The sequence below is a fragment of the Bradyrhizobium sp. USDA 4501 genome, assembly GCF_054062115.1.
Genome location: NZ_JBSSEX010000001.1, coordinates 5,504,220 through 5,525,977, shown reverse-complemented (window position 1 = coordinate 5,525,977; position 21,758 = coordinate 5,504,220). Strand labels below are relative to the sequence as shown.

The window sequence follows — 21,758 nt, the reverse complement described above, 5'->3', positions numbered from 1 at the left end:
GGCGATGCGCAGCACCGAACCCGGAATCTCGAGATTCCGGGTTCACGCTTCGCGTGCCCCGGAATGACGCCATGACGTCACTTCCCCTGCCCACCCCTGCTGAGCAGGAACACACCCTGCTCGCCGAACATGTTCCACACCCACCACGGCAGGTTGAGCGGCACCGGACGGCCGTAGAGATCGAGCGCCACCGCGCGCTCCATCTTGACGTTGATCTCCTCGCAGAGCTGCACGAAATCCTTGATGGTGCAGAAATGAATGTTCGAGGTGTCGTACCAGCTCGCCGGCAAATTCTCGGTGCGCGGCATGTGGCCCCCGATCAACAGCTGCAGCCGCATCTTCCAGAACCCGAAATTTGGAAACGAGACGATGGCGCGCTGGCCGATCCGCAGCAGATTTTCCAGCACCACCTTGGGCTGCCGCGTCGCCTGCAAGGTCTGCGATAGGATCACGTAGTCGAACGCATCATCCGGATAATTGACGAGGTCGGTGTCGGCATCGCCCTGCACCACCGCGAGCCCCTTGGCGACGCAGCCATTGACACCCTCGCGCGACAGCTCGATGCCGCGGCCGTCGATGCCGCGGCTTTCCAGCAGTTGCAGCAATTCGCCGTCGCCGCAGCCGACATCGAGCACGCGCGAGCCCGGCCGCACCATGTCGGCGACCAACAGATGATCGGTGCGATAGCCGCCGGTCCGCTCCGGCGCGATACCCGGCAAGGGCAATGTCTGCTGCATGCTCATGACCGGCCGCCGTCCTTCAGTCCGCGCGCCTTGGCTGCGGCCAGCAGGAAGGCACGGGAGATCTCGAGGAATTCGGGCACGTCGAGCAGGAAGGCGTCGTGCCCCTTGTCGGTCTCGATCTCGGCGAACGACACCCGCGCGCTCGACGCGTTCAGCGCATGCACCAGCGCGCGCGATTCCGAGGTCGGAAACAGCCAGTCGCTGGTGAACGACACCACGCAGAACCGGGTCTGGATGCCGGTGAACGCCTTCGCCAGCACGCCGTTGTGGTCGGCGGCGATGTCGAAATAGTCCATCGCGCGGGTCAGATAGAGATAGGAGTTGGCGTCGAAGCGCTCGACAAAGGACGAGCCCTGGTAGCGCAGATAGCTCTCGACCTGAAAATCCGCATCGAACGAGAAGGTCGGCAGCTCGCGGTCCTGCATCCGCCGTCCGAACTTGCGATGCAGCGCGGCGTCCGAGAGATAGGTGATGTGCGCGGCCATCCGCGCCACGGCGAGCCCGCGATGCGGATGGGTGTCCTCGTCGACATAGCGGCCGCCGCGCCAGTCCGGATCGGCCATCACGGCCTGGCGGCCGAGCTCGTGGAACGCGATGTTCTGCGCCGAGTGGCGCGTCGAGCAGGCGATCGCGAGCGTCGAGAACACGCGCTCCGGATAGGCCGTGGTCCATTGCAGGACCTGCATGCCGCCCATCGAGCCGCCGACCACGCAGAACAGCGTCGTGATGCCGAGACGATCGATCAGCATCGCCTGCGCACGCACCATGTCGGGAATGGTGATGATCGGGAAATCGAGTCCCCACACCTTGCCGGTCGCGGGGTTCAACGACGCAGGGCCGGTCGAGCCCATGCAGCCGCCGATCACATTGGAGCAGATGATGAAGTACTTGTCGGGATCGATCGGCCGGCCGATGCCGACCATGGTCTCCCACCAGCCGGGCTTGCCAGTGACGGGATGGATGTTGTTGACATGCTGATCGCCGGTCAGCGCGTGGCAGACCAGGATCGCGTTGGAGCGGTCGGCATTGAGCTCGCCATAGGTCTGGTAGGCGATCTGGAATGGTGCGAGATCGACGCCGCAATCGAGCTTGAGCGGCTGGTCCATCCCGAACTTCGCCACCAATGACGACGGATGGTCGGCCTCATGGGCGCGATCATCGCTCGGGGTTTGTGGGCTCGGTATCGGACGCACGTTGCTCATCTAGGCGACCCTGCCTCCGCGCGGGAGGGCTCGACGGACCTCAGGCCAATAAAAAACCCGGCCTGAACAAAGGTTCGGCCGGGAGCTGATAAGGTCCCCGGCCTGTTTAGCGAGTTGTTTAACGTGGCTGCAAGCCGGCCGGCTCAAATGACCACGGGACGCAGGGAACGTAGTCCCCACGCCCCCCGCCGTCAAGACAGCCCTGCCCACGGCCAATTGGTTAACCGAATGCGCAAGGCACGCCTGCGACGTTTCTCTTTGCTTTCGCTGCCCGTCTTTCCTAATCAGGGACCCTGTCCGACGCGGCACCGGGCCGCCCCGACGACAAGGTTTGAGAGCATGTCCAACCCACCCCCGTCGCCGCCCTCGCTGCAGGATCTGCGCAAGGAGATCGATGCGATCGACGAGCAGGTACACCGCCTGTTGATGGCGCGCGGCGACATCATCGACCGCCTGATCCAGGTCAAGAAGACCCAGGAGGTCGGCTCGGCATTCCGCCCGGCACGCGAGGCCAGCATGATGCGCGAGCTGGTGCGGCGTCATCGCGGCATCCTGCCGCTCGACACCATCGAGAGCATCTGGCGCGTCATCATCTCGACCTTCACCTATGTGCAGGCGCCGTTCGCGGTGCATGCCGACGTTTCGGTCGGCGAGTCGGCCATGCGCGACTCGGCGCGGTTTCACTTCGGCTTCGTGGTGCCTTACGTGTCGCATTTCAGCGCACAGGCCGCGGTCGAGGCGGTGGCGAAGTCGAAGGGCGACCTCGCGCTGGTCTCCGCGATCGCAAGCCGTACGCCGTGGTGGAATGCGCTCGAGGCCAGTGGCGCGCCGAAGATCATCGCGCGGCTGCCGTTCCTCGAACGCGCCGACCATCCCGCCGCGCTGCCGGTGTTCGTGATCTCGCGGGTCGCCGACGACGCCATGGTCACCGAAGTGCAGACCTGGAGCGTGCGCGTCTCCGGCTGGAACGCCGATGTCGCCCGGGCGCTTGCGCCGCTCGCCGAGATCGTCGCGGTCCCCGACACCGCTTTCGACGGCGCGGCGCTCCTGGTCTCGGTCACCGGACAAGGACCTTAAGAACAAGGGTTTCGAGGCCATCAAGCTCGCCCTGATCAAGGCCGGCGCCTCGGTCCGCTCGTCGGCCCTCGTCGGCAGCCACGCAACGCGCTATACGGTGCCCTCTAACGGATCGGCCAGGACCTGAAGTAAGAGCCAGCCGCCCGTCCAGGCTTTTGTTTTGACGCGTTTTCTTCACGCGAACCGGTATCCACTTCGCTCGAAAACGCTCTGTTCGGAGTTGATGATGTCCCGCCCCGTGCCGAACCCCGGCATCCTCGATATTGCGCCCTACACGCCCGGCAAGAGCCCGGTGCCGGAACCGGGCCGCAAAGTGTTCAAGCTGTCCGCCAACGAGACGCCGTTCGGGCCGTCTCCGAAGGCGATCGCGGCCTACAAGGCGGCGGCTGACCATCTCGAGGACTATCCGGAAGGCACCTCGCGCGTGCTGCGCGAGGCGATCGGCCGCGCCTACGGGCTCGATCCCGACCGCATCATTTGCGGCGCCGGCTCCGACGAAATCCTCAACCTGCTGGCGCACACCTATCTCGCGCCCGGCGACGAGGCGATCTCGACCACCCACGGCTTCCTGGTTTACCCGATCGCCACCATGGCGAACGGCGCCAGGAACGTGATCGCGGCCGAGACCAATTTCACGGCCGACGTCGACGCCATACTCAAGGTGGTGACGCCGCGCACGAAACTGGTCTGGCTCGCCAACCCGAACAATCCGACCGGCACCTACATCCCGTTCGACGAGGTCAAACGGCTGCGCGCCGCGCTGCCGTCGCATGTGCTGCTGGTGCTCGACGCCGCCTATGCCGACTACGTCTCGCGCAACGACTACGAGCTCGGCATCGAGCTGGTCGCGACCACGGACAACACGGTGGTGACGCACACCTTCTCGAAGATCCACGGCCTTGCGGCGCTGCGGATCGGCTGGATGTTCGGGCCGGCGCATATCGTCGATGCCTGCAACCGTATCCGCGGTCCGTTCAACGTCACGACGCCGGCGATGCTGGCGGCGGTGGCGGCGATCGAGGACTCGGCGCATGTGCAGATGTCGCGAACCCACACCGAACAATGGCGCAACTGGCTGACCGAGGAGATCGGCAAGCTCGGGCTGAAGGTGACGCCGAGCGTCGCCAATTTCGTGCTGATCCATTTCCCGACCGACAAGGGCAAGACCGCGGCGGAAGCCGACGCCTATCTCACACGGCGCGGCCTCGTGCTGCGCGCACTCAACAATTACAAGCTGCCGCATGCGCTGCGCATGACCATTGGCACCGAGGAGGCCAACCGCCTCGTGGTCGAGGGGCTGCGCGACTTCCTGGCCGGAAAGTGACATCGTGACCACCGCCCCGCTCTTCCAACGCATCGCGCTGATCGGCTTCGGCCTGATCGGCGGCTCGATCGCGCGCGGCGCGCGCGCGCAAGGGCTGGTCGGCGAGATCGTGACCACCGCGCGCTCGGAGAAGACGCGTGCGCGCGTCGCCGAACTCGGCATCGTCGATCGCGTCGTCGAGACCAACATCGAGGCGGTGAAGGACGCCGACCTCGTCATCCTCTGCATCCCGGTCGGCGCCTGCGGCCCGGTCGCCGCTGAGATCGCGCCGCATCTGAAGCCCGGCGCGATCATCTCCGACGTCGGCTCGGTGAAGGGCGCCGTCGTCAAGGACATGGCGCCGCATCTGCCTGACGGCGTCCACTTCGTCCCGGCGCATCCGGTGGCCGGCACCGAGCATTCGGGGCCGGATTCCGGCTTCGCCGAGTTGTTCATCAACCGCTGGTGCATCCTCACCCCGCCCGAAGGCACCGATCCCGCGGCGACCGACCGGCTGCGCACGTTCTGGGCCGCGCTCGGCGCCAAGGTCGAGATCATGACGCCCGACCATCATGACCTCGTGCTCGCGATTACCAGCCATTTGCCGCATCTGATCGCCTACACCATCGTCGGCACCGCCGACGAGCTGGCGCAGGTGACGGAATCCGAGGTCATCAAATTCTCCGCCGGCGGCTTCCGCGACTTCACCCGCATCGCGGCCTCGGACCCGACGATGTGGCGCGACGTATTCCTCGCCAACAAGGACGCCGTGCTCGAGATGCTCGGCACCTTCAACGAGGATCTGTCGAAGCTGACCCGCGCGATCCGGCGCGGCGACGGCGAAGCGCTGTTCGACCACTTCACCCGCACCCGCGCCATCCGCCGCGGCATCGTCGAGACCGGCCAGGACTCCGCCGCACCCGACTTCGGCCGGCCGCATGCGAATTTGGAGAAGTAGCCGGGGCGACTCTTTCCATTCGTCGTCCCGGCGAAAGCCGGGACCCATACTCCGCGGCGGGTGTGGTTGACGGGACTCGTCGTTTCAGCTTCGCGCAACGATGCAGCGAAACCCATCATTGGCGCCGCGGGCTTAAATCGATGGGTTTCGCTTCGCTCTACCCATCCTACAATTGGAGTTGCCCGTCGGATTGTGTCGCCGCAGGGCCGACCCACCTACCGGCGGACGGAGCGAGCTGATAGCCTCCAGCAGGAAAGCCGGCGCGTCGCTGATGACAGGGAGCGATCAGATGATACTCAGTCCGGATCATGTGACTATCGCAGTGGCAGATGCCGGCCCGGCGATCGAATTCTTCGCACTGCTCGGCTTCAAGAAGACTCACGTCGCGACCATCGACGGCGGCGTTCCCGCCCGGTACATGGGCATGCCGGCCATGAGAGCGCAGCACATCACCCTCGCACTCGAAGGAGCGGATTTCGAAATCCAGCTGCTTCAGTTCGACCCGCTCCCGGGGACCGATCCGGGGGTGCACCCGACCAATCTGCGAAAGCTGGGCTTCAATCACCTCGCCTTCCGCGTCGACGACATCGAGGCGGCCACCGCGCACCTGGTGGCCAACGGTGTCACCATGCTGAGCGAGGAGATGGACTACATCAGCCGGAAGCTCCGGCTGTTCGAGGGCCCAGAGGGCATCACCTTCGAGTTGGTCCAGCGGGACGCCTGAGACTACGCTGGCCAGGGCCGTTTGCATTGCCCCAAGCGGCGCGGAATGATGTCGGCTTTTGACCCGAGCGGACCCGATCTTCGGCTAGCCCGGGCCAATATCCCGCCCCATTATCACGAGACCTCGGGCGCGCTATCATCCGGCCATTCTTTAGACAAGACTGAAGGGAGTGCTGGAGGCTGATCGCCCCTGACGGATAGCCGAGTCGGCACTCTTGGGTGACATTGGACGGAAAGGGAAACGTCAATGAACTCCACGCCCACTCCGAACCCAGTTGGATCGAACGATAGCCCGAGCGCGCGCGCCGACGAACGACTCGCGGAAGCCCAAAAGCAGATTGCGCGCGCCGATGAAGAACTCACGCGCTTGAGTGAACAGCTCGCAAGAATGGAGCGCGATGCCGCGTCCCACCCGTCGGCAAAGCCAAACCCGCCCTCGGTCGGACCCAACCCCGTTTCTTCCGGGCCCAGCCCTGCTTCTTCCGGACTTGCCTCGCAATCGCGGCCCGCGAAGACCGGTATTCCGCGCCCTCACCGCCTTGTCGGTGGCAGCATGTATCGTGGTCGCTGCCCTGGCTTTGCAGTCGTCATATGGCGGGGAAGCCAAGCTGCTTGTCGCCCGTTGGGCGCCGCAGCTCGTTTCAACTCCAGCATTGCCGCCGGATGATCCGCAGCCTCCGGCGCAGCCCGCTCCACCTGCCGTTCAGGTCGCCGCGGCAGACGCCGCTCCGCCCCAAGCGACGCCGTTGCCTCAGACCGCACCACCGCAGGACGCCGCGCCGACGGCCAACACAGCCCTTCCCGATCAGACGCAGCTGCTGCAAACGATCGCACGCGACCTCGCAAATGTTGAGCGAAATATCGAGCAACTAAAGGCGAACCAGCAACAGATGGCCCGCGAGAGCTCCAAAGCCATTGAGGAACTCAAGGCGAGCCAGGAAGAAATGAAACGAGCGCTCGCGAAGGTTTCCGAGCCGAAGGCGTCACCGGCTCCGACGCAGCCGGCGCCGGCCGCGCGCAAGCCCGAGCGGACGTCTATCCCGCCATACGCAAGAGCGCGGCCTCGTATCCCGAGGGAGTGGTTCTACGACGAATGGTGACCGTCGATGCAGCCATCCTTCAGTTCCGGATCGCTTCAAGCCGGCGGCAGGCCGAGTGACTGCGCGGCCTCCATCCAGACCGGCAATTCGCGCTGATACAGCGCATTGCTGTCCTTGAAGCCGATCGCGGGCTCCAGCACGAAGGTCGCAAGCACCTCCTTGACCTTCGGATCGCTATTGGCGGCGACGCAAATCTCCGACAGCCGATCGACGATCGGCTGCGGCGTCGCCTTCGGCAGCGCCCAGCCCGAGAAGCCGCTCACGGTGAAGAACTTCGACGTCGTGCCCTGCTCGGGCAGCGTCCTGATCTCGGGGATCGCGTCGACCTTCTTCGAATGCACCCCGAAGACGACGCCGCGACCGCTTTGCAGGACGGTTTGCGCGGCGGTGTAGCTGCCCATCGCGACATCGAGCGTGCCTTCCGCAAGCCCGGTCCACATCGGTGCCTCGCCGCGATAGTGGATCGGCTCGATGGTGAGGCCATACTGCTTGTTGAGCTCGTTGATCGTCATGTGCGGCGCGGAGCCCGCGCTATAGGTGCCGAAATTCACCTTGCCGCTGCTGCGCGCATAGGCGACGAATTCCGCCAGTGTCTTGACGCCCAATTTCGGGCTCGCGACCAGCAGCAGCCCGGCGCCCGGGATCACGCTGACCAGCGTCAGATCCTTGTCCATGTCGTAGCCGGGGTTCTTCATCATCGCGCGGTTCATCACGTAAGTGGTCGAGATCGAGCACAGGATGGTGTGACCGTCAGGCGCGGCACGCGCCACCTCGGCGGCGCCGATCGAGCCCGAGGCGCCCGCCTTGTTCTCGATGACGACGGTTTGCCCGACTTGCCTTGCGATGAATTCGCCGAAGGCGCGTGCCAGGAGATCGGTCTGCCCGCCGGCGGGGTAGCTGCAGATCATGCGGATTTGCCGCGAGGGCCAGGCGGCTTGCGCCGAGGCGCCGCGCGGCAGGAAGGGCATCGCAGCGGCCGCGGTTCCGGCAGCGATGACGTGACGGCGGGTGAATTTCGCTGGCATGAAGTCCCTCCCCGATTTTTTGGTGAGGGTATCGCATCGGCCGATCGCAGCTACGGGACAGATTGGCGCAGCGGGCCGCAGGTCTGCGACCGTGCTCACCGCCGCAGCCGTTGATCCCGGATCGGCCGCGTCGACATCGCGGCGGCGTTCGCCAGCCGCTGACGGCCGACGAGACCGGCGGTCGCCAGCATGATGCCGCCGCCGAACCACCAGGTGCCGATCACGAACTCCCAGGCGCGCGGCGGAATCTCGTCGAACACGATGCCGTAGACCGACACCAGCGCAGCCAGCGCGGCAAGGAAGATGCCGCCCGCGCTCATCAGCTCGACGGCATCGATGCGACCCGTGCCGCGCATCACCGGCTTGGGAACATCGATGCCGAGATAGAAGCCGACTGCACCGATCACGATCGTCGTCGCGATGAAGCCGAGCGTGCCGAAGACAGCGACATGGCCCTTGGCGAGCTGGGCGGCGACGAAGGTGCCGGCCATGGCACCGGCCATCGCGAGGCCAGTTCGCTGCAGCACATGCGCGGCGCGGCTGACCATCATCAGTTCGCGCGCGATCACGGCCCTTTGCTTCGGTCTGGTCACGATCCTCATGTGCGGTGTTCCTTTGCCGGTGGTGCACTCCCTCTCCCCGTTCTTACGGGGTCGAGACAAGCGAAGCGTGCTCTTGGAGGGTTGGGGTGAGGGGCCGTCTCCGCATGGATGGTGATAGCAACGTTTGCGGAGGCTCCCCCTCACCCGGGGCGCATCTAACGATGCGCGCCGACCTCTCCCCGCGCGCGGGGCGAGGTAACCAGAGTTCGTAGCTCGGCTCGAAATGACATCGTCACGCCCTAGAACGGGTAGTAGCGGATCTGGGTCATGACGATGTGGTCGTCGGTCTTCGGCGCGCCGCCGACACCCTGGAAGGCGAAGCGCTGGGTGTAGGAATATTGCGCGCCGGCCTTGATGGTGCCGTAGGAGCCCTTGAAGATCGTGTCGTAGAAGCCCGCGGTGTACTGCCTCACCTCCGAAGTGTTGCCGTTGCAGGTCGCGGCCGGCGAGTTCTCGATGTTGCAGCCGAGGTTGTTGTAGAGCGGATTGCCGTAGCCGAACGGCACCGTGCCGACATTGGAGAAGGTCGCCTTGGTCTTTTCGAGCCCGGCATAGGCGTAGAGATCGAGCGACGGCGTCGTGTGCCAGACCGAGCCGACCAGGAAAGCCGTGATCGGCAGCGGCTGGATCGAGCCGTCCTGGCGCACGGTTGCATCCGGGAATGGCGTTGCGGTGAAGCGGCCCAGCGCACCGTAGGAGGCGGAGGCCTGCACCTCGAGCAGCTTCGGCACGATCTCGGCCGAGAGGTGGCCGCCGAAGCTGACCGTGTTGACGTCGTGATTGGCGAAGTTGAAGCGATCATAGAAGTCGCGGTAGAGCGCCCACGCCTCGACATGCAGCTTGTAGGGCCCGAGCCGCGGATCCCACGCGCCCTTCACGGTGAAATCCGGAACGTGGTTGAGGCTGACATTGTTCAGGCTGTTGAAGAAGCTGCCGCCCGGACCGGTGAGATTGACCAGCAGATTCGGATTGAGCACGCCCTGCGGGCCAACCGCCGGCGTGCCGACCAGCGGGTTGTTGCCGCCGAAAAAGGATGTCTGCGGATTCTCCGCCGAGACCGCGAGCTTGAACTCCGGCCCGATATCCTGCCAGACCCGGACGCCGGGTTGGCGCGCGCCGAGAAAGCCCGGCACCAGCTCGAAATCGATCACGCCCGGCGTATCGGCGCCTCGCGGATCGATGCCGGCCTTGCTCGGCGTGTTCAGCGACCATGATTGGCCGGCGAGGACATGCAGGCCGAGATCGCTGCGGTCGATCTCGATGCTGGCCTGCCGCAGCCGCGGATTGAACGAATTGGTCGCGACCGAATTGGCGGTCTGCGCCGCGCCCTCGAAATCGAGCTCGCCATAGCCGGCGACGTGGATGTTCTCCGTGGCGTTGGCTTCGGCGAGCACCGAGAAGCGGGTCTGGCGCGCGGTGAAGCGCGACTCGCCGGTGTTGTAGTTCTTGCTCTGCGGGAACGGGATGAAGTTGTAGACCGAGCCCGAATCGGAGGCGAGGTTGCGGCTGCGATAGATGCCGGTGAGATCGACCCAGCCGCCGAAGGTGAAGGTGACGCCCTTGTAGCAGAGCTTGCCCGATGCGCAGGGATCGAACGGCACCGGCGCCTTCGCCGTCATCTGCGCGTTCTGAATTGCGTTCTGTCTTGCGGCCAGCGCCTCCTCCTTGCGCGCCTGCGTCTCCATTTTCTGCTCGAGCTGCTTGAGCCGTGCCTTCAGCGCACGCAGCTCGGACGCATCGTCCTCCGCCAACGCCGAGCCTGCCGACAGCAGCATGCTGCCGAGCAGAATTCCCCCGAGAATTCGCATCGCTTCTCCTCCACACGAGGTTGTTTCCTCAGGCGAAAGAGAGCGGTACTCGGGGAGTGATATTCGCGCCGGGGCGTATTATTCCGGTCACGTTTTTCTCATCGCGGCGGCGGGAATAGATCGCGGTAATCGACGATAGCGCGCGAGGAGATAGTGAGTGGCCTTACCGGTATGCTCATTGCGAGCGAAGCGAAGCAATCCATCGCGCGGCATATGCGGAGCCATGGATTGCTTCGTCGCTATCGCTCCTCGCAATGACGGATGTTTCCGCAGCGTCCATCCGCTCAGAACAGCGGCGGAATCTGCGCGACTTTCAGCGGCCCCAAGAACACCGCGCCGTCGGCGAAGCGCAGCGGGAAGCTGCGCGCCTTCTTGCCTTCGAGGATAGCCTCGGTGCCGAGCGAATTGATGCCGGCGGAAATGCCGGCATTGGCGTTCTGCTTGATCACCTTGCCGAGGCCGGGGATGGCGCGATCCAGCGCGCCGAAGAGATTGCTGAGGTCCTGGCTCTTCACGCCGGGCGCGACGCGATCAAGCGTTGCCTGCGGCACGCCCTCCTCCAGCATCTTGTCGATGCCGAGCGCGGGGATGACGCGCTCGAGGCCGGCGACCGTCATCTGCAATTCGCCCTCGATGCGCCCTTGCGCGTTGAGGCGCAGCATGCCGGCCGCGACCGACAGCACATCGCCCTGCTCGATCCGCGACTGCTGGATCTCGACGCTGCCGCCGGCGGCCTGGATCTCGCGGAAGCGATCCGGCCAGGGTTTCGGCGAGAAATCCTTCAGGCCATTGAGCCGCGCATGGATGTCGGCGTTGAACGGCTGGGCGAGCAGCGGATGCACCTCCTGCAAGGTGCCGCCGGCAATCTGCAGCACGGCCTCGATCGCCGGACTGTCCGGCGCCGAGCCGTCGACCTGCCTGCCGTGCAGCTCGATGTGATTGACCCGCGCCAGCGGCACCGGCGCCGCGCCGCCGGTGCGGTCGATGGCGAGATCGTCGAACACCAGCGAGGCGCGCTGCGGCGGCGCCGGCAGGCCGACCACGCTGCTGCGTGCCTTGCTCCAGCTCACCGACAGCGTCGGCTGCGCGCCGCGCTCGGCGATCGTGGCCGGTCCCTTGAACTCCGCGATCACGAGCTTGGGATCGTAGACCTGCGCCACGACCAGGATCTCGGCGAGCCGCGCCACGAACGCCATCTGCGGCGCGGCGGTCTGCGAGACCAGCATCACGCTCGGATCGGTGCAGCGGACCTCGAACCGGAACGGGTAGCCCGCCACCGAACGGTCCCCGCAATCATAGACCCGGCCGGCCTTCGCCTCCTGCGCGCGCCAGGCATCGGCCTGCACGCCGACCTGCGAGGCGGCGAAGAACCAGAAGGCACTCCACAGCACCGCGGCGATCAGGACCGCGACCGGGACGGCATAAAGGCCGAAGCGCGAGCGGCGGCGGGGGGCGGAGGTCTGATCCGACATGCAGGTCCTTTGGCGGGCGAATTTGTCAAAATCTAAGCGGCCGCGGGCCTTGAACAAGCCCCGAGCAACCCTTGAGCGAGCCTTCAGCAAGCCTTGGAAACTTCACGGAATCCGCTTCGCTTCGACGGCCCGTTCTGCTAGCCCATCAGCGCGATGTCAGCAAATCCTCCCCATTCCGAAACCGACGGCGACCTCTGGGTGTTCGGCTATGGCTCACTGATGTGGAAGCCGGGCTTCGAGTTCCTGGAACAGGTGCCGGCGCGGCTGATCGGCGAGCATCGCGCGCTCTGCGTCTATTCGTTCGACCACCGCGGCACGCCGGAGAAGCCGGGCCTGGTGCTCGGGCTCGACCGCGGCGGCGCCTGCCGCGGCATCGCATTCCGCGTCGCCGCCCGCCTGCGCCACGACACCATCGCCTATTTGCGCGGACGCGAGCAGACCACCAACGTCTATCGCGAGGTGATGCGCTCGGTGTGGCTGGAGAATGCGGCGCGCGAGCGCGTCAGCGCGCTGGCCTATGTGGTCGATCGCGGTCATGTGCAATATGCCGGGCGGCTGTCGCTCGCCGAGCAGCAGCGCCTGGTGCTGCAGGGCCATGGCCGCTCCGGCAACAACCGCGACTATGTGCTCTCGACAGTGGCCTCGATCGAGAAGCAGGGCTTTCGCGACACGCAGCTGCACCAGCTAGCGACGATGCTGCATGATGCCCACGCGGCGCGTCACCCGCTGCAGGATGCCCGGGATGCGTAAGGCTGCGTCGCGAGGCTCTACTTAGTTCGCTTGGCCAACCGTCGTTTAACGACCTCGCCGAGCGGACTATCCGGCGACTTGCGGAATGCCTTGAGCTTCTTCATTTGGCCTTTGCGCAGTGCTTGCGACTGCGCTTCACCACCATCATCGATCAGCCTTTGTAAACGGGTTTTGCCAGATCCTCGATTTTCGGCGTGCGCCGCGGTGCATCCGGCAAATCGCGGCGGCGGTATGGCGCCGCCCTGTGACATTTAGGCTTTTGCATCCCGGCGCGGACGGATAGAAGCTGATCCGCAAACAGCGCTCGCAAATTCGATGAACCTCTCCGCCCCCTTTGTCCGACGGCCGGTCGGCACCACGCTGCTGTCGCTTGGACTGGTGGTGGCGGGCATCATTGCGTTCTTCAAGCTGCCGGTGTCGCCGCTGCCCGACGTCGACATCCCGACCATCATGGTGCAGGCGACCCTGCCCGGCGCCAGCCCGGCCGACGTCGCCTCCACGGTGGCAAGCCCGCTCGAGCGCCACCTCGGCCAGATCGCCAGCGTCACCGAAATGACGTCGGTGTCCTCGCTCGGCTCTGCCCGCATCACGCTGCAGTTCGATATCGACCGCGACATCAACGGCGCCGCGCGCGACGTGCAGGCGGCGATCAACGCGGCGCGGGCGGACCTGCCGACCAACCTGCGCGCCAACCCGACCTACCGCAAGTTCAACCCGGCCTCGGCGCCGATCCTGATCTACACCTTGACCTCGGACACGCTGACGCCGGCCGAGCTCTATGACGCCGCCTCGACCGTGCTGGCGCAGAAGTTGTCGCAGGTCGAGGGCGTCGGCGAAGTCTCGGTCGGCGGCGGCTCGCTGCCGGCGGTGCGCGTCGAGCTGATCCCGCCGGCGCTGTACAAATACGGCATCGGGCTCGAGGACGTCCGCGCCGCGCTCTCGAGCGCCAATGCGCACAGCCCGAAGGGCGGCATCGACGTCGGCAACCAGCGCTACCAGATCTACGCCAACGACCAGGCCCGCAAGGCGGCCGACTACAGGCCGCTGGTCGTCGCCTACCGCAACGGCGCGGCGGTGCGCCTGACCGATGTCGGCGACGTGATCGATTCCGTCGAGAATGTGCGCACGCTCGGCCTTTCCAACGGCAAGCCGGCCGTCGTGATGATCGTGTACCGGCAGCCGGGCGCCAACATCATCAAGATGGTCGACACCGTGAAAGGGCTGATGCCGCAGCTGAAGGCCTCGGTCTCGCCTGCGGTTGACATCACCCTCGCGATGGACCGCTCGAAGACAATCCGGGCCTCGCTGCACGACGTCGAGATCACGCTGTTGATCGCGGTGGCGCTGGTGATCCTGGTGGTGTTCGCCTTCCTGCGCAATGCCCGGGCCACGCTGGTCCCGGTGGTGGCGGTCGGCGTGTCATTGATCGCGACGTTCGCCGTGATGTATCTACTCGGCTACACGCTCGACATCTTCTCGCTGATGGCGCTGACGGTGGCGACCGGCTTCGTGGTCGACGACGCCATCGTGGTGCTGGAGAACATCACCCGGCACATGGACGCCGGGCTGTCGCGGCTCGAGGCCACGCTGGTCGGCACCCGCGAGGTCGGCTTCACGGTGCTGTCGATGAGCGTGTCGCTGATCGCGGTGTTCGTGCCGATCCTGCTGATGGGCGGCCTGGTTGGCCGCCTGTTCCGCGAATTCGCCATGACCATCACGATCGCGATCGTGATCTCGCTGGTGGTCTCGCTGACCACGACGCCGATGATGTGCGCGGTACTGCTGCGCAAGGAGGAGGGCCGGCCGCACGGCCGGATCTACCGGATCAGCGAACGCATCTTCGAGCTGATGCTGAACGGCTACCGCGCGACGCTCGGCCTCGCGCTGCGCCATCCGCTCCTGGTGATGCTGATCCTCTGCTCGACGCTCTATTTGAACTTCCATCTCTACAAGGTGGTGCCCAAGGGCTTCGTGCCGCAGCAGGACACCGGATTGCTGGTCGGCTCGATTCAGGCCGACCAGAGCACCTCGTTCCAGCTGATGCAGCAGAAGCTGACCCAGTTCATCGACATCGTGAAATCAGATCCGGCGGTCGACACCGCGGTCGGCTTCACCGGCGGCGGCGGCGTAGGTCCCGGCGGCACCAACACCGGCACCGTGTTCGCCTCGCTGAAGCCGATGGACGAGCGCCGGCTGCGCGCCGACAAGGTGATCGAGCGGCTGCGCGAGCCATTGGCAAGCGTCGCGGGCGCCACGCTGTTCCTGCAATCGATCGGCGACCTCGGCGCCGGCGGACGCTCGGGCAATGCGGCGTATCAGTACACGCTGAAGGGCTCGACCTTCGAGGAGCTGAACGAGTGGACGCCGAAGCTCGTCGCGGCATTGCAGAAGGAGCCGACGCTCGCCGACGTCAACAGCGACCAGCAGAACAAGGCGCTGCAAGCCAATCTGATCATCGATCGCGACGCCGCCTCCCGGCTCGGGATCACCGTCAGCCAGCTCGACAACACGCTCTATGACGCGTTCGGGCAGCGCCAAGTCTCGACCATTTTCGTCGCGCGCAACCAGTATCATGTCATCATGGAGGTCGCGCCGCGTTTCTCGCAGGACCCGCAGACCCTCAAGGAGGTCTATATCTCGACCTCGGGCGGCTCGGCGAGCGGCACGCAGAGCACCAATGCCGTGGCCGGCACGGTGGCCTCGTCCTCGCAAAAAAGCTCGGTCAGCGCGGTCGCCGCCAATGTGGTGCGCAACCAGGCCACCAATTCGATCGGCGCCACCGGCAAGGGCGTCGCATCGACCGGTACCGCGGTCTCCACCAGCGCGGAGACCATGATCCCGCTGTCGAGCGTCGCACGCTTCGAGCACGGCGAGACGCCGCTTTCCGTCAACCACCAGGATCTCCTGGTCTCGAGTACCATCTCGTTCAACCTGCCGCCGGGCGTCTCGCTGAGCACGGCGACCACCACGATCGAGAACGCGATGCACGCGCTCGGCATGCCCGCGGGCATTTCCGGCGGGTTTGCGGGCTCCGCGAAAATCTTCCAGCAGGCGCTGGCGAACGAGCTGTTCCTGATCCTCGCCGCGCTGGCGACGATCTACATCTCGCTCGGCATGCTCTACGAGAGCTACATCCACCCGCTGACCATCCTCTCCACCTTGCCCTCGGCAGGCGTCGGCGCGGTGGCGGCCTTGATGCTGTCGCACACCGATTTCGACATCATCGGCATGATCGGGGTGATCCTCCTGGTCGGCATCGTCAAGAAGAACGCCATCATGATGATCGACTTCGCGCTCGATGCCGAGCGCCAGCGCGGGCTGTCGTCGCGCGATGCGATCTACGAGGCCTGCCTGATGCGCTTCCGGCCGATCATGATGACGACGCTGGCTGCCTTGTTCGGCGCGGTGCCGCTGATGATCGGCCTCGGCGAAGGCAGCGAGCTGCGTCAGCCGCTCGGCATCGCGATCTTCGGCGGGCTGATCCTGAGCCAGATCCTGACGCTCTACACGACGCCGGTGGTCTATCTCTATCTCGACCGCGCCAGGCTCTGGACCCAGCGCCGCCGCGCCGCGCGCCGCGCACGCCGGGCCGCGGCATCAAGCGCCGCCGGTCGTTGACAGACCGGTATCGATCTTGCCAACCTTGCGCCGTGAGCGGACGCAAGGAACCGATCTGTGACTCTCGCACCTGAACTCGCCGCGTCGCGCTGGTTCAACACCAGCGAGCCGCTGACCCTGGCTGGGCTGCGCGGCCGGCCGGTGCTGCTGCACGCGTTCCAGATGCTGTGCCCCGGCTGCGTCGCGCACGGCACGCCGCAGACCCAGCGCGCGTTCGAGCTGTTCAAGCATTCGGACCTGCAGGTGATCGGGCTGCACACCGTATTCGAGCACCACGCGGCGATGACGGAGGTGTCGCTGGAAGCCTTCATCCACGAGTACCGGCTGACCTTCCCGATCGGCGTCGACGAGGCCGGCGAAGGCACGCCGATCCCGGTCACCATGCAGCGCTACGGCATGCAGGGAACGCCGACCAGCATCCTCATCGGCCGCGACGGCAACGTCGTGCATCATGGCTTCGGACAACAGAGCGACATGGCGCTCGGCGCGATCATCGCGGCCGAGCTTGCCGCGCCGCATGGCCGATAGCGGCCCGCCTCGGCTGCAACCCGGCTCACGCGACTGCGTTATGACGGCGTCGCGCAATGCGTGATAGCGTTCCGCCAACCAGAACCATCGCATTGCGGGAGGATGTCATGAAAACCTATCAGCTCTACATCAACGGCCAGTATGTCGACCCCGCCAATGGCGAATGGTTCGACAGCATCGATCCCTATCGCGGCGAGGCCTGGGCGAAGATTCCGCGCGGCACGGCCGCCGACGCCGACAAGGCGGTGAAATCAGCCAATGAGGCGATGTGGCGCGGCCCCTGGGCGAAGATGACGGCCTCCGCACGCGGCAAGGTGATGCGCAAGCTCGGCGACCTCGTCGCGGCCAATGCCGAGCGCCTTGCCGAGATCGAGGTGCGCGACAACGGCAAGCTGATGGCCGAGATGCTCGGCCAGTTGCGCTACCATCCGGAGTGGTGGTGGTATTTCGGCGGGCTCGTCGACAAGCTCGAGGGCGGCCTGGTGCCGATCGACAAGGCGGAGACCTTTGCCTACACGACCCATGAGCCGGTCGGGGTGGTCGCGGCGCTGACCGCCTGGAATTCGCCGCTGCTGTTCGTCGCCTGGAAGTGCGCCGCCGCGCTCGCCGCTGGTTGCGCCGTGGTCGTCAAACCGTCGGAATTCACCTCGGCCAGCACGCTGGAATTCGCCGCGCTGACCAAGGAAGCCGGAATTCCCGACGGCATCTTCAACGTGGTGACCGGCTTCGGTCCCGAGGCGGGCTCCGCGCTGATCGCCCATCCCGGCGTCGCCAAGATCACCTTCACGGGATCCGATACGACCGGCGCAAAGGTCTACGAGACCGCGGCCAAGAGCCTGAAGCGCGTCTCGCTCGAGCTCGGCGGCAAGTCGCCCAACATCGTGTTCGAGGACGCCGACCTCACCGCCGCCGCGGCCGGCGCGATCTCCGGCATCTTCGCTGCCACGGGGCAGACCTGCATCGCGGGATCGCGCCTTCTGGTGCAGAGCTCGATCAAGGAAAAATTCGTCGCGCGGGTGCTGGAGCTGGCAAAGTCCGCCAAGATCGGCGATCCCATGCAGTCCGACACCAATGTCGGCCCGATCACGACGCCGGCGCAGTACAAGAAGGTGCTCGACTATATCGACATCGCCAAGGCCGAGGGCGCGCGCTGCCTGCTCGGCGGCAAGCCGGCCACCGGCGACGGCATCAAGGGCGGCCAGTTCGTCGAACCGACCATCTTCACCGACGTCGACAACACCATGCGGATCGCGCGCGAGGAGGTGTTCGGACCGGTGCTGTCGATCATCTCTTTCGACACCGAGGAGGACGCCATCCGGATCGCCAACGACACGATCTACGGCCTCGCCGCCGGCATCTGGACCAAGGATCTCGCGCGCGCCATCCGCGTGCCGAAGCAACTGCGCGCGGGCACCGTGTGGGTGAACACCTACCGGGCCATCAGCTACATGATGCCGTTCGGCGGCATGAAGCACTCCGGCGTCGGCCGCGAAAGCGGCATCGACGCGGTCCGCGAATATCAGGAGACCAAGAGCGTCTGGATCTCGACCGCGACGGACGTGCCGGCCAATCCGTTCGTGATGCGGTGAGTTTTCCGCACTGACATCGCTTGCTTCACCGCTCCCGGACGGACAGCGGTACGACGGCACCCGCGCGCCGAGCTGTCGCACTTGACGTGCAGGGTGGAGCAGCGATCATCAGCCCCACGGCACACGCCGAAGAGCGTGGCCGATACTTGGGGAGATTCGCCATGACGTTTCGTTACTCACGCGCAGTGTTCTGCGCGCTGATGCTCGCCACCGCCCAACCTGCCCTCGCCGACAAGAAATACGGCCCCGGTGTCACCGATACCGAGGTGAAGATCGGCCAGACCATGCCCTATAGCGGCCCGGCGTCCGCCTACGGCACCCAGGGGCGTCTCGAAGAGGCCTACTACGCGATGATCAACGCGAAGGGCGGCGTGAACGGCCGAAAGATCAAGCTGATTTCACTGGACGACGCCTATTCGCCGCCGAAGACCGTGGAGCAGACGCGACGCCTCGTCGAACAGGACGAGGTGCTGGCAATCATCGGTACCATCGGCACGCCGACCAATTCAGCGATCCAGAAGTATCTGAACCAGAAGAAGGTCCCGCAGATCTTCATTTCGACGGGCGCGGCAAAATGGGACGACCCGAAGAACTTCCCGTGGACCACCCAGCTTTATCCGCCCTACCAGATGGAGGGCATGATCTTCGCCAAATATCTGTTGAAGAACAAGCCCGACGCGAAGCTCGGCGTGTTCTCCCAGAACGATGATGCCGGAAAGGATTACGTCAAGGGGCTGAAGGATGGCCTCGGCGACAAGGCGAAGACGATGATCGTGAAGGAAGTGACCTACGAGGTTTCCGATCCGACGGTCGATTCGCAGATCGTCTCCCTGAAAGCCTCCGGCGCCGACACGCTGTTCACGATGGCGACGCCCAAGTTCGGCGCGCAGGCGATACGCAAGGTCTACGAGCTCGGATGGAAACCGCTGAACTACGTGGTCAGCGTCTCCTCATCGATCAAGGGCGTCATGGAGCCGGCCGGCATCGAAGCTTCGAAGGGATTATTGACCGCGCTGGCGTTCAAGACGCCGACCGATCCCACCTGGGAGAACGCCGCCGACGTGAAGGAGTTCAAGGAATTCCTGGCGAAGTGGTATCCGCAAGGCGACATCGCCGACGGCAGCAACGTCACCGGCTACATCTCGGCCTATATGACGGTGAAGGTCATCGAGATGTGCGGCGATGATCTGACGCGCGAGAATTTGCTGAAGCAGGCAACCAACCTCAACAAGGTGGTTGCGCCGTTGCTGCTGCCCGGCATCGCTATCTCGACGCGGCCGGACCGCTATGCGCCGTTCACGCAGATGCAGATCGCGACGTTCGACGGCAAGAGTTGGGTGCCGCAAGGCGAGACCTTCAACACCGACGCGGCGGCCGCTCAGTAGTGGCGACGCCATTCGCAATACGGTAACTCTCCGCATCGTCATGGGCCGGGCAGCCGCCCGAAGGACGGCATCGCTTCGGCTTGCCTGTGCCCGGCCATCCACCGTCTTGCTTCGGGCCGAACCAAAAACGTGGATGCCCGGGACAAGCCCGGGCATGACGATTTCTGAAGGGACCGACGAAACCGCGCGCACGAAATTCCCGGCAGCAACCGCACCAGGGCTTGTGCTGCGCCCTACCCTTTCGCCGCGTTCGGCACACCGCCGAACAATTTCGCCTGCTCGGCGCGGCCGGCCTCGACGATGCGGGTGGTGGCGGTTTCGATCTGGTCGCGCAAGCGAGCCATGAACTCATCGCGCGGCAATCCCGGCGGCAGCGGATCGAGGAATTCGACCACCAGCGTCCCCGGATAGCGCATGAAGGTGCGGCGCGGCCAGAACAGCCCGGAATTGAGCGCGATCGGCAGGCACGGCACGCCGCTCTCGGCATAGATCTGCGCGACGCCGGCCTTGTAGTTCGGCGGCGCCCCTGGTGCGGTACGGGTGCCCTCGGGAAAGATCACAAGCTGCCGGCCGAGCTTCACCTCGGCCGCCGCGCGCTTCAGCGTCTTGATCAGCGAGCGCGGGCCGCCGCCGCGCTCGACCGAGATCATGCCGACCTTCTTGAGGTACCAGCCGAACACCGGGATCATCATCAGCTCGCGCTTCAGGATGAACAGCGGATGCTCGAAGAAGCGCACCAGCGCGAACGTCTCCCAGAACGACTGGTGCTTCGAGGCGACGACCAGCGGCCCGCTCGGTATCTTCTCGATCCCGCGAAACTCGATCCTGATGTTGCAGATCACGCGCATCAGGAACAGGCTGGTGTTGGCCCACGCGACTTCGAGCGCCATCAACGCCCCCCGCGGCAACAGCAGCGCCGGCAGCGCGATGATGCAGAGCACCACCAGCACGAGATAGAACAGCACGTTGAAGATCAGCGAGCGCAGGAAGATTGAAGTCATTCTCTCAACACTATCCTTTACACCGTCATTCCGGGATGGTGCGTCAGCACCAGACCCGGAATCTCGAGATTCCACAATTCGCAATTACGAATTGGGGTTCGATGCCGCGCATCGCCCCGGAATGACGGTGCCTGATACATCAATTCGCCTGCGCCGTCGCCGGGCGGCGCGGCGCGGCAGCCGGCTCGGCGAGATCGGAGGTCAGGTCGAGGCCGAGACCGGCCAGCCGCACCCGCATCTCGGCGGCGACATATTTGGCGTATTCCGATAGCAAGAGACGGAACGTCGCGCCGCTCGTCCACCACGGCTCGTCGCGCCATTTGTCGCCGACCACCGCGAACGGGATCAGCGTGACGTCGGGCATCGCATGTGACAGTTCCACGATCGCCCGCGGCATGTGGTAGTTCGAGGTCACCACGATCAGCGACTTGAAGCCGCGCTCGCGCGCCCAGCGCCGCGTCTCCGCCGCGTTGCTGCGGGTGTTCAGCGCCGAGCGGTCGAGATCGACGCAGCAGCTCATCAGCCCCTTGCTGTCCGGCACGGAGCGGGAAATGTCGCTGGCGTCGTTGGTCGGATGTACGCCCGAGATCAGCAAACGCTTGCCGTAGCCGGCAGCCAACAGTTCCATGGCGTCGGACACCCGCGACGAGCCGCCGGTCAGCACCACGATGCCGTCGGCATTTTGCGGCGGGTCGGTCTCGACGCCGCGCAATTGCGAGAGGAAGCCGACAAAGCCGACCGCCGCGGCGACGAAGGCAAGCGCCAGCGGCGCGACGATGACGGCGCGCAGCCAGCCGCGCGGGCGCGCGGCAAAGCCATTCGGCGACGTATCGTCGGACTGCAAACTCATGTGATGCGGTTATCCTTCCCCCGG

18 protein-coding genes, 1 pseudogene and 1 riboswitch are annotated in these 21,758 nt (G+C 65.4%); of the genes and pseudogenes, 10 read left to right on the top strand and 9 right to left on the bottom strand.

Annotated features, from left to right (window positions below; translation table 11 throughout):
- Positions 1-77 precede the first annotated feature (77 nt).
- Entirely contained in the window at positions 78-743 is a 666-nt protein-coding gene (gene metW, locus ACVWZM_RS25175; RefSeq protein ID WP_057017864.1) for a methionine biosynthesis protein MetW, read from the bottom strand.
- On the bottom strand, positions 740-1,945 hold the full coding sequence (metX, locus tag ACVWZM_RS25170; protein WP_456855188.1) for a homoserine O-acetyltransferase MetX: 1,206 nt from the start codon (positions 1,943-1,945) through the stop codon (positions 740-742). Before metX ends, metW begins: the two co-directional genes overlap by 4 nt.
- Before the next feature lie 85 nt (positions 1,946-2,030).
- Positions 2,031-2,110, bottom strand: a riboswitch (SAM riboswitch).
- A 174-nt stretch (positions 2,111-2,284) separates the two neighbouring features.
- Here metX and ACVWZM_RS25165 point away from each other — a divergent pair.
- The 5 genes and pseudogenes from ACVWZM_RS25165 (at position 2,285) to ACVWZM_RS25145 (ending at position 7,106) form a co-directional block, all read left to right on the top strand.
- Positions 2,285-3,149 (top strand): annotated as a pseudogene (locus ACVWZM_RS25165) (chorismate mutase).
- A gap of 99 nt (positions 3,150-3,248) precedes the next feature.
- Positions 3,249-4,346 (top strand): histidinol-phosphate transaminase, encoded by a 1,098-nt coding sequence (hisC, locus tag ACVWZM_RS25160; protein WP_168859392.1) that lies wholly within the window; start codon positions 3,249-3,251, stop codon positions 4,344-4,346.
- A 4-nt stretch (positions 4,347-4,350) separates the two neighbouring features.
- Positions 4,351-5,283 carry a prephenate/arogenate dehydrogenase family protein gene (locus ACVWZM_RS25155; protein WP_057017866.1) on the top strand — a complete coding sequence of 311 codons (933 nt, stop codon included), beginning with the start codon at positions 4,351-4,353 and terminating at the stop codon, positions 5,281-5,283.
- 271 nt (positions 5,284-5,554) lie between these two features.
- Complete coding sequence (locus ACVWZM_RS25150; protein WP_309143558.1) at positions 5,555-6,007, top strand: VOC family protein; 453 nt, start codon at positions 5,555-5,557, stop codon at positions 6,005-6,007.
- 559 nt (positions 6,008-6,566) lie between these two features.
- Positions 6,567-7,106, top strand: a complete 540-nt coding sequence (locus tag ACVWZM_RS25145; RefSeq protein ID WP_076827452.1) for a hypothetical protein — start codon at positions 6,567-6,569, stop codon at positions 7,104-7,106.
- Positions 7,107-7,141: 35 nt separating this feature from the next.
- On the opposite strand, the gene ACVWZM_RS25140 is transcribed toward ACVWZM_RS25145, so the two are convergent.
- The 4 genes from ACVWZM_RS25140 to ACVWZM_RS25125 form a co-directional block, all read right to left on the bottom strand.
- Positions 7,142-8,131, bottom strand: a complete 990-nt coding sequence (locus ACVWZM_RS25140) for a Bug family tripartite tricarboxylate transporter substrate binding protein (protein ID WP_456855187.1) — start codon at positions 8,129-8,131, stop codon at positions 7,142-7,144.
- Positions 8,132-8,226: 95 nt separating this feature from the next.
- Positions 8,227-8,733, bottom strand: a complete 507-nt coding sequence (locus ACVWZM_RS25135; protein ID WP_076827451.1) for a hypothetical protein — start codon at positions 8,731-8,733, stop codon at positions 8,227-8,229.
- Positions 8,734-8,972: 239 nt separating this feature from the next.
- Positions 8,973-10,541 carry a hypothetical protein gene (locus ACVWZM_RS25130; protein WP_225160494.1) on the bottom strand — a complete coding sequence of 523 codons (1,569 nt, stop codon included), beginning with the start codon at positions 10,539-10,541 and terminating at the stop codon, positions 8,973-8,975.
- Between the two features lie 284 nt (positions 10,542-10,825).
- Entirely contained in the window at positions 10,826-12,013 is a 1,188-nt protein-coding gene (locus tag ACVWZM_RS25125) for a DUF2125 domain-containing protein (RefSeq protein WP_057017871.1), read from the bottom strand.
- 153 nt (positions 12,014-12,166) lie between these two features.
- Between ACVWZM_RS25125 and ACVWZM_RS25120 the strand changes: the two genes are divergently transcribed.
- Positions 12,167-12,763: a gamma-glutamylcyclotransferase gene (locus ACVWZM_RS25120; RefSeq protein WP_057017872.1), complete on the top strand. Its 597-nt coding sequence runs from the start codon at positions 12,167-12,169 to the stop codon at positions 12,761-12,763.
- Positions 12,764-12,780: 17 nt separating this feature from the next.
- Here the strand turns inward: ACVWZM_RS25120 and ACVWZM_RS25115 are convergent, their stop codons facing one another.
- Positions 12,781-13,014: a hypothetical protein gene (locus ACVWZM_RS25115; protein WP_456855186.1), complete on the bottom strand. Its 234-nt coding sequence runs from the start codon at positions 13,012-13,014 to the stop codon at positions 12,781-12,783.
- Positions 13,015-13,078: 64 nt separating this feature from the next.
- Between ACVWZM_RS25115 and ACVWZM_RS25110 the strand changes: the two genes are divergently transcribed.
- The 4 genes from ACVWZM_RS25110 to ACVWZM_RS25095 all read left to right on the top strand — a co-directional run bounded on the left by ACVWZM_RS25110 (position 13,079) and on the right by ACVWZM_RS25095 (position 19,883).
- Complete coding sequence (locus tag ACVWZM_RS25110) at positions 13,079-16,381, top strand: efflux RND transporter permease subunit (protein WP_229189169.1); 3,303 nt, start codon at positions 13,079-13,081, stop codon at positions 16,379-16,381.
- Positions 16,382-16,438: 57 nt separating this feature from the next.
- Positions 16,439-16,909: a peroxiredoxin family protein gene (locus ACVWZM_RS25105; RefSeq protein ID WP_057017873.1), complete on the top strand. Its 471-nt coding sequence runs from the start codon at positions 16,439-16,441 to the stop codon at positions 16,907-16,909.
- Between the two features lie 107 nt (positions 16,910-17,016).
- Positions 17,017-18,498, top strand: a complete 1,482-nt coding sequence (locus tag ACVWZM_RS25100) for an aldehyde dehydrogenase (RefSeq protein WP_057017874.1) — start codon at positions 17,017-17,019, stop codon at positions 18,496-18,498.
- A 161-nt stretch (positions 18,499-18,659) separates the two neighbouring features.
- Positions 18,660-19,883: an ABC transporter substrate-binding protein gene (locus ACVWZM_RS25095; protein WP_456855185.1), complete on the top strand. Its 1,224-nt coding sequence runs from the start codon at positions 18,660-18,662 to the stop codon at positions 19,881-19,883.
- Between the two features lie 233 nt (positions 19,884-20,116).
- Here ACVWZM_RS25095 and ACVWZM_RS25090 read toward each other — a convergent pair whose 3' ends face one another.
- Complete coding sequence (locus ACVWZM_RS25090) at positions 20,117-20,884, bottom strand: lysophospholipid acyltransferase family protein (protein WP_057017876.1); 768 nt, start codon at positions 20,882-20,884, stop codon at positions 20,117-20,119.
- Between the two features lie 139 nt (positions 20,885-21,023).
- Positions 21,024-21,734, bottom strand: a complete 711-nt coding sequence (locus tag ACVWZM_RS25085) for a YdcF family protein (protein ID WP_076827440.1) — start codon at positions 21,732-21,734, stop codon at positions 21,024-21,026.
- Between the last annotated feature and the right edge of the window lie 24 nt (positions 21,735-21,758).